Consider the following 14,042-nt stretch of genomic DNA (forward strand, 5'->3'; position numbering starts at 1 on the left):
ATCGTGATAACCTCCGTTTAATAACGCTACAGAGCATTGGTGACTGGTCGGACAAACAGTCCTCTAGCTAATTGCCCGCATTTATCCATTCGTCGGTTAGACGGAGCTGTTTGGCGCTAAACTTTATCAAGATTCACCATTGTTCAGACAGAATGTCTGACATGGCGTGGCCGCCTTTCGCTTCGCTCGAAGCGCATACGAAGTCCGCTGGCACACTGTTACCAGGCTGACGAACATGGCTGTCAGGCCTCAATTGTAGCGTAATCTGGTTCTTGAGGGTTTTGAGCGCGGAGCGGCAGGCTGCTATTTACTTGTGTCGCCATCTGCACCCTGAAGCGCTGCCATGACATTGCCGATGATCGCTCCCATAGTTGCCGCGCTTTTAGCCTGATATGCTTCGTCAGGCTGAAAGGTATCAATTGCTTCTGATGCGACAACACCTTGTTGATCAAGCAGGGTTTCCATAACCTGGACCCGGTCGTTCAACACCGCGACTTCGCGCATCAATGTAATGAGTGCGCGCCCCAAATTGTCAATCTGCCCCTCACCAAGCAGAGCGCCATCAGGAAGGTTGAAGCTTTTGGGATCTTCAGTCGTCATTACGCAGGCTTTCTACCTTGGACGACGTGCGGATATTGCCCCTCGGCCTTGACTTCAGTGAAGCCAGAATCCCTCGCAATCGCAGCAAAATCAAGCTGAGCGCTTTCACGCCAATGCGGCTCACCACCATACTTCGCGCCTCGGTCCGCTTTCCACACTGAAAGCTTGTCCAAGTCAGCATAGCGAGTGACATCGCTCATCAGCATATCACCGCCGGGCTCGAGAACGCGGTATGCTTCGGCAAACATTGTGCGAATAGCAAGCTCAGGCATTTCATGAAGCACGATATAACTGGCAACCAGATCAAAACTGTTGTCCGCAAAACCCGTCGCTTCGGCTCCGCGTTGGTAAAGTTTCCAGTTCCAACCATTCGCGTTGGCTGTGCGCCAGGCATGCTCCATCATTTCTGCAGCGTAATCGATCCCTGTGATTTGAGCGCTGGGATACATCTTTTGCAGAGCATAAGTGAAATGGCCCGAAGAACAGCCCATATCGAGGATGCTATCGTATTGATCGCGCGGAGCCATCGCTGCAACATTAAGCCGCTGTTGAAAAATCCCGCCCGGAAATGTCTGTCCGAGCATCTTGCGATGGATGAGCTCCCCATGGATGAAACCTTGATTGGCATTGTCAGTCCAACCACCGGTTGTGCGGTGAAAATTGACTCCGTCATAGTATTCGGGAAACCGCAGATCGGGGTCATATTCGATCGTCGCTGGCCCCTTCGAAGCATCCTCAATGACCGGTGCGAGATCCTTCTCAATCTCGGCAAAAGCCTCTGCCGAGACGCGGCCATGCATGCGGCCATGCCAGTCGCCAAGCAGACGCTGCGTCGCAAAAGCATCACTGTCAGCCAGAATTTCATCCATGGCTGCATGCCGTTCATCAAGATCATCAGGAAGTGCGGTGGGATCAGGCAGTTTGGCTGCAATCTCTGCATTGACCTGAGCGAAAATCGGGCCCGATGACTTAAGCATCTGGACGAGAAAATCCACCGATGCGCGGCCACGCTGGCGTAGTTCAGGAGCATTGATGTGCTGGTTCATGAGATCGTTCCTGTACGTTTTAAGTCAGCTGATTTCTGCACGTCTTCCTCGGTAAGATCATACCCAGAAAGGAGCCAGATCGCGATAAGATTGAAAATGGTAGGCAACCACGAAACTGCAAGCAAAAGCGCCGTGTTCACATTTTCGCCTTGCTCAGCGCCAAATGGCAAATCCTTGTCAAAACCAACAACGCTCAGCGCAACGCCTACGATGAGCGGTCCGATGGCTCCCGTCAGTTTCTCGACGAAGCTGTAAAGTGCGGTGAATGCGCCTTCCCGCCGGACACCAGTCCGATTGGCATCTTCATTGATGATATCGGTGAGCATGCTCATCGCCATTACGACATTGCCGCCAAACGCGATGCCCACAATCGATGCCCTTGCCAGGATCGACCATTCTGGTTCGCCGGGGACTGCCAATGACCAACTTAGCGCGTAAGCAATATTTGCTCCCGCTGCGAGGTAGTAGGCCGCCTTTTTCCCGTAGATCTTGGAAAATTTCACCATCACCGGCGCGAACAAAATGGTCGACACTGTCACAATAATGAAAAAGATACCCAGGGTCTGAAAATCACTTTTCAGGTACTGTACAAAGAAATACAGCATCGCTGCGCCAATGGTCTGCACACCCATCAATTGCGAAAATTTGACGGCAATCAATCGGACGAAATTCCGATTACCCAAGACCGCGCTGGATTCGCGTTTCAACTGCGAAAACTTGGTTTCGGGAATGCTCTCTTCGGGCTGTGTGAAACGCGCCTTGGCTGTGCTCAGATAAGCGCCGATCAAACTTGCAAGGATGATTCCGGCGCACACGACGCCTACGATCCGCCAGCTTTCGATATCATTGGCACCCAATCCATCCAATGCGATCTTGATACCCGAACCCGCTACCATTCCCCCCAGTGCTACAAACACAATGCGGTAAGCGTGGATCGAAGAACGCTCGTGGTAGTCATCCGTCATCTCTGCCGGCATCGACATATAAGGGATGTTGAAAAGAGTGTAGCCGAAGGCATAAACACAGAGCGCACCGAAAAGATAAAGCGCTGTAAGATACTGGTTGTCGAAAATAGGCGTCGTAAAGATCATTGCGAAACTGGCCGCGCTCAAAAACGCGCCCCACGGCAAAAACGGCCTGCGCCGCCCTTTGCTTGAATGGTGCTTGTCACTCCACATCCCGACAATAGGATCGGTAACGACATCAAACAGCTTGCTCACAAAAATCACTAAACCTGCAAGCCATAGGTCAATCCCAAGAATTGTGCCGGCAAAACCCAGAATTACGCCAGAGATGCCATTCATCAATATCGCGACACCGAATGCGCCAGATGCCCAGCCTATCTTCAGTCCAATCGGCAATTTTGCTGTGGGTTGGACAATCCCCTTCCCGATGCCGCTATCAGCTGCATTATCTGCGACGCTAGCGTTCATTGAACTTGCGCCTCTGCTGGCTTAACCTGTGCCAATGGCAGAGCTTCGCCACCCTTTTCGGCCAGATCACGGATGAGAAGATTGGGAATAAAACTGTTATCCCATTCAAGCTTTTCGGGCGGACGACCGCCCAATCGCAAAACTAACATTTTTTTGGACGGAATGATGGTCACAGTTTGATTGCCATTGCCATCGAACAAAACAATGTCCTTGTCTGCATAAGGCTCAGAATGCAGCACTTTGCCATATGGATTTGAAGGGTGTGCAAAACCGCGCCGCTCTAAATAGGGGCCAGCCAGCCAAAGCCCCAACCCGTAATGCGGGTTTTCGGTGGTCCCAGTGCGCATCTGATCGGCATATCCAATTGGCAGCAGTCGCTCGCCATCCCACACCCCGTCTTGCAGCACGAGCACACCCATCTTCAAAAAGTGCGTGCAGGCAGAAGCATACAGCAACCCGAATGGGCCATCCCGCCATCGCGATTGACCCAAACAAAGCCGCCCGCAGCGCCAATCGGTTCAAGCAGCGCGCGGCTTACATACTCGGAATACCGCATACCCGTTGCTCGCTCGATAAGCGGAGCGACAAGTTCCGAAGTCGCGTTCGAATATTCGTACCGCGTGCCCGGCTCATGCGTGAGCGGGTAATCGTGAATGATAACCTCATCATGGCGCGGATGAAGATAGGCTCGGTTGAGAACATCCTGCGGATCGCGCGCAAAGCCCTGTGGCAGAAGCCCCGATCGCATATCAAGCAAGTGACGAATTAAGATTTTCTCTCGCTGCTCATCACCTCGCCATTCCGTAATGAAATCGGCCACTGGTTGATCAAGCGACTGGATGTGCCCCTGCTGCAAAGCGCGGCCAACGATCAAAGCGGTGATGGGTTTTGAAAGAGACTTTGACACCATCGCAGTCGCGGCATCAAAATCGCCAAAATACGCCTCGCGCTCGATTGCGCCATTACGCCAGACGATAAGGGCCGAACTGCTCCGTTGTTCGGCGTACTGTGTTGCTTTATCCAATGCTGCAGGTGTTACTGTCGTCGCGGTTGTGAGCTGAAACTCCTGAGGGACCGATGCGCCCTTAACAGGCTCAAGCGGATCGTATGAACCCAATCCAGCTCCTCCGCTTCCACCCTCTGCAAGCCTCTGAAACCGGGCGAGGTAAATGGCCTCTTCTGCGGCACTGTAACGGCTTGGGGCATCGCCTGCTTCATTATCTGCAGGAACAGTGGCGCATGCGCACAAAGTCAGCACCGCGCCTGATAAAACGACAATCCGGGTCATAGTCTGAAAGATGAAATGGTTCATTGCATAACCTTATGGCGCAATGACTAAACCCGGCTATGATCTTTCGGGAGATGGGCCAGGCGCTTCTCCAACTGGCGGACATTTATCTGGGCAGTGAAATCACCGCCGTCCCATTCAGAACGGTATAACCTTGGTGCTCACAATCTCGACTTCGGGCGCGATAAATCCCTGTTTGACGCATTCTGCCTTGCACAGATCAGTTGAAAGATACCGCAGCAGGCCATCGCAAAATATGGTCCCTATCGCTTTGCCATCATCGCGGGCCATGGCGAGACGGATCGCGCCGATCAGGTTTGCACCGCTTGAAATGCCCACACCCAAGCCCAGCTCTGAACACAATTTCTGGGCCATCAAGATCGCATCGCCATCATCCACCGCAATGATATCGTCAAGCTGATCGAGGTTCACGATGTCGGGAATGAATTCATCCGAGATCCCCTGAATGCGGTGCGAGCCTACTTTATGGCCCGTTGTCAGGGTTGGCGACTGGGCAGGTTCCAGCGGGTGGATGGCGATGCTGTGGCCCTGGCTTTTGAGGTAGCTGCCAACCCCCATGACTGTCCCGCCGGTGCCGACCCCTGCGACAAAAGCGCCCAGTTCGGCCTGTTGGCCTGCGATTTGTGACCACAATTCAGGGCCGGTGCCGCTGTAGTGCGCGAGGACATTGTCGCTGTTTGAAAACTGGCGCGGCAGAAACGCGCCTTGTTCGCGGCCCATCTTTTCTGCCAGCGCGATGGAGCCCAGAAATCCGCCTTCCTCTTTGGAGACCAGCACCAGATCTGCGCCGTGGCTTTTGAGCAATGCCTTGCGCTCCTGGCTCATCCAATCGGGCATGAAAATCGTGATCGGATGACCTAGTGCTCGGGCCATTGCAGCCAGCGCTATTCCCGCGTTTCCGCTTGTTGCTTCGGCTATTCTTTGGCCTGGCTGCAGCGCACCTTTTTCACTTGCCCGCTTCAGGATCATCAAGGCCATTCTGTCTTTGATGCTGCCCGAATAATTGAACATTTCCGCTTTGGCAAAGATGGTCAAATCGCGCCCGCCGAAACGAATTTCGAGGCGGATTAGCGGGGTTTTGCCGACCAGTTTTTCCAGGCAATCCCAGCCCAATTTTGCGCTGGTGGAGGTTTGATCGAGCATTGCGTTTCCTTTATCAAGTACATGCGCAGTATCGCCTTTTGTGGTGTGGGAAATCATTGCGAAAAATTCTATCAATTTGCACCGACCTGTGATAATTTCTCCTACATGGACCAAATTTCGCAAAAATTTGATGCAAACGACCGTGCCATTCTCAACGCGCTTCAAGCTGATGCCTCGGTCTCGCTCGAAGCGCTCGCGGCTGATTTAAGCCTGTCGACCAATGCTTGCTGGCGGCGCGTCAAAAAGCTGGAGGCGGCAGGCGTAATCGAACGCCGCGTCGCGATTGTTTCGCCTGAGGCGGTTGGCCTGAATGTCACCGTGTTCGTCGCCGTCAAAACCGACGATCACAGCGGCGAATGGCTGGCCAAGTTTTCGAGCGCCACCGCCAATATCGCCGAAGTTGTCGAATTTTACCGGATGGCTGGCGACACTGACTACCTGCTCAAAATCCTCGTACGTGATGTCGCGGATTATGACCGGGTCTACAAACAGATCATTGCTGCTGTTCCTTTATCGGATGTATCGGCCAGTTTCGCGATGGAGCGGATCAAGTACGAAACCGCCGTGCCCATCGCCTGAATGCCCGCATCCCAATAATCGGCGACCGGATAATTTGTCCGGACAACTCTTTTCAAGCCGGATCGGGCGCTGTAGGCTTTCGCAGTCATGACAAAAGCCATCCCCCTTATCGCCGCCGCGCTGCTTCCAGCTGCCCCGATCGCTGCTCAAGAAACACCGCAGCCTTCGCCCTCTTCCTTATCTGGAGCTACCATTCCCGCCCCCGGCATCTGGACCAATAATGAAGACGTCTATTTCGCCGAGGAAGAAGGCCGCGAACAAGGCGAATGGGCAGGCTTTGAAATCAACGAAGCCAAACAATGGCGCCGCATTGACCCATTTGGCGCTGCCACAACCGAATGGACAGATACGCCCATCCCTGACCTTTCCCCGCGCGCAGATGGCGGCTGGCAAGTGGGCGCAAGCGAGCTGCGCAAGGCCCAGCCCATGATGTGCTGGATTGCGGTGCGCAAATTTGCAGGCAAGCCCGATGGCAGTGAAGATTGGACGTTTCAGCGCAATATGCCGATATTCGACCAAGGCGGGCGCATCCATATTGCCGGCGAAGATATTTCAGGCGAAAAGCTGGCCCCCGATGTCACCATTCGCGTGCGCAATGTGACCTGGGCCAAAGGCAGCGCAAACAAACCCGTGCGTGTCATTTACATCCACAAAGACGACCCCGTTCGCGCCGAAAGTTACAGCTGGGGCGCGCCCACATCGGACATTGTCGGGATCAATCTGCGCTGGGTCCAGGCCAGTTGCAGCGCTGCTCCCACCCAAATCGAAGGTATCTGAAACCATGCAATCCACACGCGCCATCATCAAGCAAACCGGCGGCCCCGAAGTGATCGAATGGATCACTGAAGACCACCCTGCCCCCGCCCCCGGCGAAGTGACCATTGAGCACGGCGCGGTGGGCCTTAATTACATCGACACCTATCATCGGCGCGGCATTTATCCCGCGCCCCTGCCCAGCGGTTTGGGACTGGAAGCAGCAGGGCGCATCACCGCATTGGGCAGCGGCGTATCAGACTTTGCCATTGGTGACCGCGTCGCAACATTTGGCCCATTGATCGGCGCATACGCCACGCACCGCAATATCGGCGCAGAGCATCTGTTCCGTCTGCCAGACAGCATTGATGACAAGACCGCCGCTGCAGCGATCCTGAAAGCCTGCACCACCGAATTTCTGGTTGAACGCTGCGGCAAGGTGCAATCAGGCTGGCCCGTACTGGTTCACGCTGCCGCCGGCGCGACCGGATTGCTGCTGTGCCAGTGGCTGAAAGCTATCGGCGCAGAAGTTATCGGCACCGTATCAACCGAAGCGAAAGCCGAAGCCGCGCGCGCAGCAGGCGCGCATCATATCATCCATTACAAGGAAGAAGACACCGCCGCACGCACGCGCGAGATTACTGGCGGGGACGGGGTTCGCGTGACCTTTGACGGGATTGGCCGTTCGACGTGGGAAACATCATTGGATGCGACAGGCAAAAGAGGCCTTGTCATCAATTACGGCAATGCCGATGCGCCTGTGGGCGAAGTGGATGTGGGCGTTCTGGCCTTGAAAGGATCGCTGTTCAACACGCGGCCCATGCTGTTCCATTATTACGAAGACCCAGCAGAGCGCGCAGCGGGCGCGGCGCGGGTTTGGCAGATGTTCGAAACAGGCGCATTGTCCGTCACGATTGGCCAAACCTATGCTTTGCAAGATGCCGCGCAGGCTCACCGCGATCTGCAATCGGGCAAGACCACGGGATCAACGGTGCTTTTGCCATGAAAAACGCTTTTGCCCTGATACTGCCCGCCGCGCTTGCTCTGTCTGCCTGCCAGCCATCTGATGGAAGACAAGCGCAATGGAGCGCTTTGCAGGAAAGCCGCGAGGCGGAACTGGCGCAGGCAGGCGCGCAGTGGCAGCGCGCCTATAATGCGGGCGATTGGGACGCTTTGCGTGCGCTTTACGCTGATGATGCGGTTTTGATGCCGCATAATGCGCCCAAATCAGCAGGCGCAGATACGATCATCACGTTCCTCCAAAGATTATCGCGCGCAGGCGGCAGCGCGGTTTTGCAATTTGAAAACGAAGAAGTGCTGACAGGTAGCGGCGCAGGCGAGGCTGACCTGGGGTTCGTCACGGCGAAATACCGGATGGATATTGCCATTCCGGGCAAGGAGCCGCGCGTTATCGCAGGCCGTTCGCTGCTGGTTTACAAATGGCAGGATGGAGGCTGGAAAATCTGGCGCGATATGGACAATTTCTCGCCCGAGGTAACCGCAGACATGTTTGAAAAGGCCGCCCCGCAATGACCCGGATCGCGCCTGTCAAAATCGAAGATCTGCCGCCAAAAACGCGCGAGGCTTTATCCTATGCGGAAGGTATTATGGGGTTTGCGCCCAATGATGTGCTGACCATGGCGCATTGGCCCGAATTGCTCGAAGCGATGGAAGGCCTGGTGCAAGTGATTTATAGGCCGGGCGAGCTTGATCCGGTGCTCAAACGCATGATCGCCACCATCACCAGCGGCGCGGCAGGGTGCCGGTATTGTCAGGCGCACACTGCGCATGGTGCGGTGCAGATGGCAGGCGGCGATGCGGACAAGATCGCGGCTGTGTGGGAATATCAGACCAGCGATCTGTTCGATGATAGCGAACGCGCCGCGCTCGATCTGGCGCTGGCAGCAGGAACCCAGCCCAATGGCGCAAGCGATGCCCATTTCCGCGAATTGGAAGCGCATTTTTCGCAGCGTCAGATCATGGAGATTATGGGTGTGATCGGCCTGTTTGGCTTTCTCAATCGCTGGAACGACACGCTCGCCACCGAGCTGGAAGACAAACCGCTGGAATTTGCCAGCGCGGCCTATTCCGCCGATGTGTGGGAACCCGGACGGCATAAACGGGATTGATGCCCCGCTTATTGCAATATCAGTTTTTCCAGGCAGCTCCACCAACCCAATCGCCCGCCACGCCGAGGAAATGGTCAACTTTCACCTCATCCCATACGCCTGCGGCGAAATAGGGATCACCTTCGAAAGTTGCGCGCGCTTCGTCTTCGGTTTCGGCCTTGATAATCAGCAGCGAACCAATGGTCTCGCCCGCTTCTTTTAACGGGCCGGCCACCGCGATATTATCCAGCACGGTTTCGATATAGGCAAGGTGATCGGCCAGCAGCCTTTCGCGCAGGCCCGCGCTGTTTGCGCCATCGCGGCATAGGAATGCGAACAAGGTCATGTGTGGCTCTCCCCTAGCAGGCTCTATTGGGCCGGAGGGGTGAAGACCTGCGGGCCGATTGCCTCTCCGATTTGCGCCGTCTGCCACGTCACGGTGTTGCTGACAATGCCATCATACAGCAAGGTAACGCTGCGCGCCTGCACCCAGCCAGTTTCGGGAAGCGCCATGAATTGATCGTAAATCCGTTCATGAAAGCCGCGCTTGCTGTCAAATGCCATATAGCGGATCAGCCCGCTGTCGCGGTCAAAGCCGAACAGGGTTTGCGCGCCGTTAGGATCGGTGATGCGGATCAGGTGGACCGGGTTTGCGCCAATGGCGCGGTCGGGCGCGCGGCTTAAAGTGAAACCGTCATCCAGCGCGGAACGGATTATGCCAAAGCCGAAATTGCTGGCCCAATAGGCATCGGCCTTATCCTTGGCCATGATGCCGTCCTGCGTCCAGGTGGTTGCACCATCATAGCCGACCTCAAACAGGGTGCGCGTGCCGCTTTTGGCGATGATGCGCACTTTGCCATCAGCGCCGTGGGAAACGGTGCGCCCCCGTTCAAATTCGCGCCACATGCGGTAATCATCGGCAGTGGATCGCACTGCACCTGTGGCTGGATCGAAGAACGTGGCAGTGCCGGTGAGTTGCAGAGTTTTGGGATCGAGGAATATCTCGCCGCCATGCGCGGCAATCGCGCGTTTGACCACTTCGCGCGGACCGGCCTCGTCTTGCTCGCTGGCGGATTGAGCTCTGGCGTCCTGAGCTCTAGTCGATTGCGGCGCTGCAAAGGCGGTGCCTATCATGGCGATTGAGGCCAACAGCACGCGGATCATCCCCCCACCTCAACCAATTCAACCAGCTCGCCCCCGGCTCCGATAGCGGTGGCGGCGCGGCGGCCCTTATACAGCGCTCCAGCGCGGGCATCAGGCGGCGCGATCCATTCGGCATCGCACGCATCAAGATCGCTCACCGCGAGTGTGACCAGCGCATTGCCCGGCGGCAGCATCCCATCATGGCGCGGGCGCGGGGCCGCATTATCGGGGTAATCGTCAACCTCAACGATTGGCATGCGCGCGTGCTGGACCATGCTGATGGTCGTTTGCGTGTCAGCAGGCAGGCCAAAGGCGTTGTTGATCATGCTGTACGGCAAAGTGTAATCCGCCCCGCGCGCAAGGCCAAGGCGGCTAGCATACCAATCGACACTGGCATTGCGGTCAGGCGTAGCGAGCACCACGATAAAGATACGGTCCACCGGCGAACGAGCGCGCGGCAGATCAGTGCCGGGCATATCGTTCAGTACCTGGTTGAGATAGACCATCTCCTCGCCCGTCCCCAGCACCTGCATGGGGATGAAAGCGGGTTCAATATTCTCAAGCTTTTTGGGCGGGCCGACAATGGTGAAGCCTGCATCTTCGGCCACCTTAGGCCAGTGCCACACATCTTCCACCGTGCATTCAAACGCGGCCCAGCCATAGGTGCGCGTGGGCTTGAAACCGGGGTGCTGCTCTTGTTCAACCAGCCGGAACCAGCACGGGCTGCCGCTTTTTGGGCGCAGCACCGCATAGGGCGATCCGGCATTGCCATCGCATCCCCAGCTTGCGGCGAGATCGGCGGGCAATGCGCCCTCCTCCACCAGTTCCAGCCCCAGGCAATCGCGATACCCTTTCAAGGCGGCGGCAAGATCGGGGACAGTCGATAGCCCGCCCATGATGGTGCCGTGCGCGATCTCTTGTTGCGAGGTCATGGCTTAAACTCCGGCGGGCGTTTCTCAACGAAAGCGGTGGTCCCTTCGAGGAAATCTGCACCCGTAAATGCATCGCCAAACACTTTGAGCGTTTCGGCATCATCCTCTGCTTGCCCATCCAGCACCCGGCGCACAAACCGCTTTGTCTCTCGGATCGAATGCGGGCTGGCGGACAATAAAGCGGTGATGAGCGCGCGCGGCGCATCGGTTTTCTCTTCGATGAGGCCAATGCGCAAAGCTTCCTCAGCGCCCAGCAGCATGCCTGTGTAAAGCATCCGCTTCGCCTGTCCCGGACCGACCAGATCGGTCAGCAGTTTCACATCGTGCAGCGGGTATACGAGGCCCAGTTTTGCAGGCGTAATACCGAACCGCGCTTTATCGCTTACGGCAACGCGCATATCGCAGGCCAGCGCCAATCCGCACCCGCCGCCAATGCAATCCCCGCCGATTAGCGCAATGCTGGGCAATGTGAGCCGCGCCAGCTCATATTGCACCCGGTTGATCGCCGCTTGGTTTGCCGCGCGCCAGACCGCATCATCCTTGTTCGCCAGCAGCTCTTTGATATCCGCGCCTGCACAGAACGCGCCCTCTGCCTGCGAGGATCGCAGCACCAGCAATCGCACCCCGTCTGCCGCGCATACCTGTGCAAGCAAAGCGGGCATCGCCTCCCACATCGCCATGTTGAAAGCGTTGCGTTTATCCGGCCGGTCAATCAGCAAATGCGCCACCGGCCCGTCTATTTCGAGGCGGAGATTGTCAGTTTCTTCGCTCACGCAGGGTTCTCCTGCATAAAGTGATCCGCGATTGCCCTGCGCGTTGTCACCCACACATCATCATGCGCGCGCACATGCTTGAAAAACTCTTCCAAAGCCCAGATGCGCCCCGGCCTCCCGATAATGCGCAAATGCAGCCCCAGGCTCATCATTTTGGGATTGCCCTCTTCGCCTTCGCGGTAAATCTGATCGAAATTCGCCTTGGCATAATCGAGCCATTGATGCGGGGTGAGCGCGGGATCAGTCCACATTTTCATATCATTGCTGTCGAGCTGATACGGCATGATGCACATGGGAGTGCCCGTGGTCTCCCGGTCCCAAAAGGGCACGTCGCCCGAATAATCATCCATGTGATAGGAATAGCCCTCTTCCTGCAACAAGCGCCGCGTGTTGTCGGTGAGCAGATAGCGCGATAGCCAGCCATAGGGCCGCACGCCGCATGTCTTTTCAATGCTTTGCGCAGCTTTTCGGATAAAGTCTCTCTCGGTCTCTTCATCCATTTTGAACTGGTGGACCCAGCGGTATCCGTGGCTGACGGGTTCATGGCCCAGCTCTACAATCGCCTCAGCAATCTCGGGATGGTTTTCCAGCGCCAGCGCGGCCACTGTCCAACTGGCCATGATGTCATAGCGTTTGAGCAATTTCACAATCCGCGGCGCGCCCGCTTTAATCCCGTAAAGATAATTGCTTTCATTGGAATAATTGCGGATTTTCGACTTAACGAAAACGCCCAGCTCATCGACCGGCTCCATGCCCCTATCGCCGCGAGCAATCGTCATCTCGCTGCCCTCTTCGACATTGACGACAACGCTGAGCGCCATCTTCGCGCCGCCGGGCAGGTCCATACGTTCTTCTTTAAGAGTCATGTTTCCTCACTCACGTTCGGTGCGGTCAGCATATCCATGCTGACCTCGGCTCCAGTCCAGTTTCTTTTCCTCACTCACGTTCGGTGCGGATTGCACATCCGTGCAATCCTAGGTGCCGGGGCCACCCGCTCCCTCCACCCTTCCACCCGGATCGTATCCCGGAGTATCATCCGGGTGGAAGGGTGGAGGGAGCGGGTGGCACGGCCCGCGAGCGTTAGCGAGCCCGCAAAATCAATGCATTTCTTCCCCGCCGCTCACATTCAGCGCTTCGCCGGTCACATAGAATGCCTCATCGCTTGCCAGCCACAGGCACGCTGCTGCCGTGTCGCTGGGCAGGCCGGGGCGTCCCATGGGGTTTTTGGCGCTCATATTGGCGAGGTAATCTTCGACCTTTTCAAAGCCCAACAGCTTTGAGAAATATTCGTTCTGCTGCGCGCCCAGCCCGGTTGTCACATGGTTGGGGCACACGGCATTCACCGTAATCCCGTGCGCGCCCAATTCGACAGCAGAAGCGCGGGTCAGGCCGACCATGCCGTGTTTGGACGAGACATAAGCGGGCAAATGGGGAAAGCCGGTTTTGGCCGCCTGGCTGGCGATATTGATGATCCGCCCGCCTGCTCCTGCATCTACCATCGTGCGCGCGGCTGCCTGCGTGCCGTAAAAGGCTCCCGACAGATTGACAGCGATCACTTGGTCCCACTCTTCGGCGGTGTCCACTTCGAGCAATGGCTTCATTTTGAAACCGATGCCTGCATTGTTCACAAACACATCCAGCGCCCCGAAGTGCTCTAAGGTCTTGGCCACAAGCGCCTGACAATCGGCAGCTTTTGAAACATCGCATGCGATCATGGCGACTTTCGCCCCGCGCCCGCGAAGCTCTTCGGCCACAGCCTCGGCCTCATCATCAATTGTCAGATCAGAGACAACGCAATTTGCGCCTTCATCGGCAAAGGCCTGTAAAATGCCCTGACCCAGCCCTTTTTGTTTACCCGATCCGGTGACGACAATCGTTTTGCCTGTGTATTTCCCTGCTTCTTGGCTCATGGATCACAGATCCTCGGTCAGAATAAATTGCGGCGCATCGGCGTAATCCTGAAACGGAGCCGCCTTCGCCTGAAACTCCTCATCCGACACATCGGCGATAAAGGCGTCCATATCGGTGATGTCGAGTACTTCGAAATAGGCGTAAGGCGGCGGCGTATCGGGATCGCCGAACAGGCCGGTTGCCTTGTGCACGGTGAAGCTTTTGACAGAAGGCAGCGCGCTGGCAGTCGGTATATCCTTATCCTTGGCCCATGCTTCATATTCGGCGATATCGGTGCCGGGTTTGAGATTGAACGGGACGATAATACGCATC

Annotated in this window: 18 protein-coding genes; 5 read left to right on the plus strand and 13 right to left on the minus strand. The window is 56.3% G+C overall.

Annotation, left to right across the window (positions count from 1 at the left end; translation table 11 throughout):
* Nucleotides 1-303: 303 nt before the first annotated feature.
* The 6 genes from AC0V6W_RS03830 to AC0V6W_RS03855 all read right to left on the minus strand — a co-directional run bounded on the left by AC0V6W_RS03830 (nt 304) and on the right by AC0V6W_RS03855 (nt 5,531).
* Nucleotides 304-600: a hypothetical protein gene (locus AC0V6W_RS03830; protein WP_486147319.1), complete on the minus strand. Its 297-nt coding sequence runs from the start codon at nt 598-600 to the stop codon at nt 304-306.
* The gene (locus AC0V6W_RS03835; protein WP_486147321.1) at nt 600-1,646 is read right to left on the minus strand and encodes a class I SAM-dependent methyltransferase; all 1,047 of its coding nucleotides are present in this window, start codon (nt 1,644-1,646) and stop codon (nt 600-602) included. The genes AC0V6W_RS03830 and AC0V6W_RS03835 overlap by 1 nt, the downstream gene beginning before the upstream one ends.
* Complete coding sequence (locus AC0V6W_RS03840; protein ID WP_486147323.1) at nt 1,643-3,007, minus strand: MFS transporter; 1,365 nt, start codon at nt 3,005-3,007, stop codon at nt 1,643-1,645. The genes AC0V6W_RS03835 and AC0V6W_RS03840 overlap by 4 nt, the downstream gene beginning before the upstream one ends.
* Before the next feature lie 68 nt (nt 3,008-3,075).
* A complete protein-coding gene (locus AC0V6W_RS03845; protein ID WP_486147324.1) occupies nt 3,076-3,498 on the minus strand; it encodes a hypothetical protein in 423 nt (140 codons plus the stop codon).
* A 2-nt stretch (nt 3,499-3,500) separates the two neighbouring features.
* Entirely contained in the window at nt 3,501-4,391 is an 891-nt protein-coding gene (locus AC0V6W_RS03850) for a serine hydrolase domain-containing protein (RefSeq protein WP_486147325.1), read from the minus strand.
* Between the two features lie 114 nt (nt 4,392-4,505).
* Nucleotides 4,506-5,531, minus strand: a complete 1,026-nt coding sequence (locus AC0V6W_RS03855) for a PLP-dependent cysteine synthase family protein (RefSeq protein WP_486147326.1) — start codon at nt 5,529-5,531, stop codon at nt 4,506-4,508.
* A 105-nt stretch (nt 5,532-5,636) separates the two neighbouring features.
* Between AC0V6W_RS03855 and AC0V6W_RS03860 the strand changes: the two genes are divergently transcribed.
* The 5 genes from AC0V6W_RS03860 (at nt 5,637) to AC0V6W_RS03880 (ending at nt 8,992) form a co-directional block, all read left to right on the plus strand.
* Nucleotides 5,637-6,110: an Lrp/AsnC family transcriptional regulator gene (locus tag AC0V6W_RS03860; protein ID WP_486147327.1), complete on the plus strand. Its 474-nt coding sequence runs from the start codon at nt 5,637-5,639 to the stop codon at nt 6,108-6,110.
* Nucleotides 6,111-6,197: 87 nt separating this feature from the next.
* Nucleotides 6,198-6,887: a hypothetical protein gene (locus tag AC0V6W_RS03865; protein WP_486147328.1), complete on the plus strand. Its 690-nt coding sequence runs from the start codon at nt 6,198-6,200 to the stop codon at nt 6,885-6,887.
* Between the two features lie 4 nt (nt 6,888-6,891).
* On the plus strand, nt 6,892-7,869 hold the full coding sequence (locus AC0V6W_RS03870) for a quinone oxidoreductase family protein (protein WP_486147329.1): 978 nt from the start codon (nt 6,892-6,894) through the stop codon (nt 7,867-7,869).
* Nucleotides 7,866-8,396, plus strand: coding sequence for a YybH family protein (locus AC0V6W_RS03875; RefSeq protein ID WP_486147331.1), 531 nt, complete (start codon nt 7,866-7,868; stop codon nt 8,394-8,396). Before AC0V6W_RS03870 ends, AC0V6W_RS03875 begins: the two co-directional genes overlap by 4 nt.
* A complete protein-coding gene (locus tag AC0V6W_RS03880) occupies nt 8,393-8,992 on the plus strand; it encodes a carboxymuconolactone decarboxylase family protein (protein WP_486147333.1) in 600 nt (199 codons plus the stop codon). The genes AC0V6W_RS03875 and AC0V6W_RS03880 overlap by 4 nt, the downstream gene beginning before the upstream one ends.
* A 19-nt stretch (nt 8,993-9,011) precedes the next feature.
* On the opposite strand, the gene AC0V6W_RS03885 is transcribed toward AC0V6W_RS03880, so the two are convergent.
* The 7 genes from AC0V6W_RS03885 to AC0V6W_RS03915 form a co-directional block, all read right to left on the minus strand.
* Nucleotides 9,012-9,317 (minus strand): YciI family protein, encoded by a 306-nt coding sequence (locus tag AC0V6W_RS03885; protein WP_486147335.1) that lies wholly within the window; start codon nt 9,315-9,317, stop codon nt 9,012-9,014.
* 23 nt (nt 9,318-9,340) lie between these two features.
* Entirely contained in the window at nt 9,341-10,135 is a 795-nt protein-coding gene (locus AC0V6W_RS03890; RefSeq protein WP_486147337.1) for a hypothetical protein, read from the minus strand.
* The gene (locus AC0V6W_RS03895; protein ID WP_486147339.1) at nt 10,132-11,046 is read right to left on the minus strand and encodes a VOC family protein; all 915 of its coding nucleotides are present in this window, start codon (nt 11,044-11,046) and stop codon (nt 10,132-10,134) included. The genes AC0V6W_RS03890 and AC0V6W_RS03895 overlap by 4 nt, the downstream gene beginning before the upstream one ends.
* Entirely contained in the window at nt 11,043-11,819 is a 777-nt protein-coding gene (locus AC0V6W_RS03900) for an enoyl-CoA hydratase/isomerase family protein (RefSeq protein WP_486147341.1), read from the minus strand. Before AC0V6W_RS03900 ends, AC0V6W_RS03895 begins: the two co-directional genes overlap by 4 nt.
* Nucleotides 11,816-12,685, minus strand: coding sequence for a polysaccharide deacetylase family protein (locus AC0V6W_RS03905; protein ID WP_486147343.1), 870 nt, complete (start codon nt 12,683-12,685; stop codon nt 11,816-11,818). The genes AC0V6W_RS03900 and AC0V6W_RS03905 overlap by 4 nt, the downstream gene beginning before the upstream one ends.
* A 231-nt stretch (nt 12,686-12,916) precedes the next feature.
* Nucleotides 12,917-13,729, minus strand: coding sequence for an SDR family NAD(P)-dependent oxidoreductase (locus AC0V6W_RS03910; protein ID WP_486147345.1), 813 nt, complete (start codon nt 13,727-13,729; stop codon nt 12,917-12,919).
* 3 nt (nt 13,730-13,732) lie between these two features.
* Complete coding sequence (locus tag AC0V6W_RS03915; RefSeq protein WP_486147347.1) at nt 13,733-14,041, minus strand: REDY-like protein HapK; 309 nt, start codon at nt 14,039-14,041, stop codon at nt 13,733-13,735.
* Nucleotide 14,042: the final 1 nt, after the last annotated feature.

Source organism: Erythrobacter sp. JB1-7, from assembly GCF_057365015.1.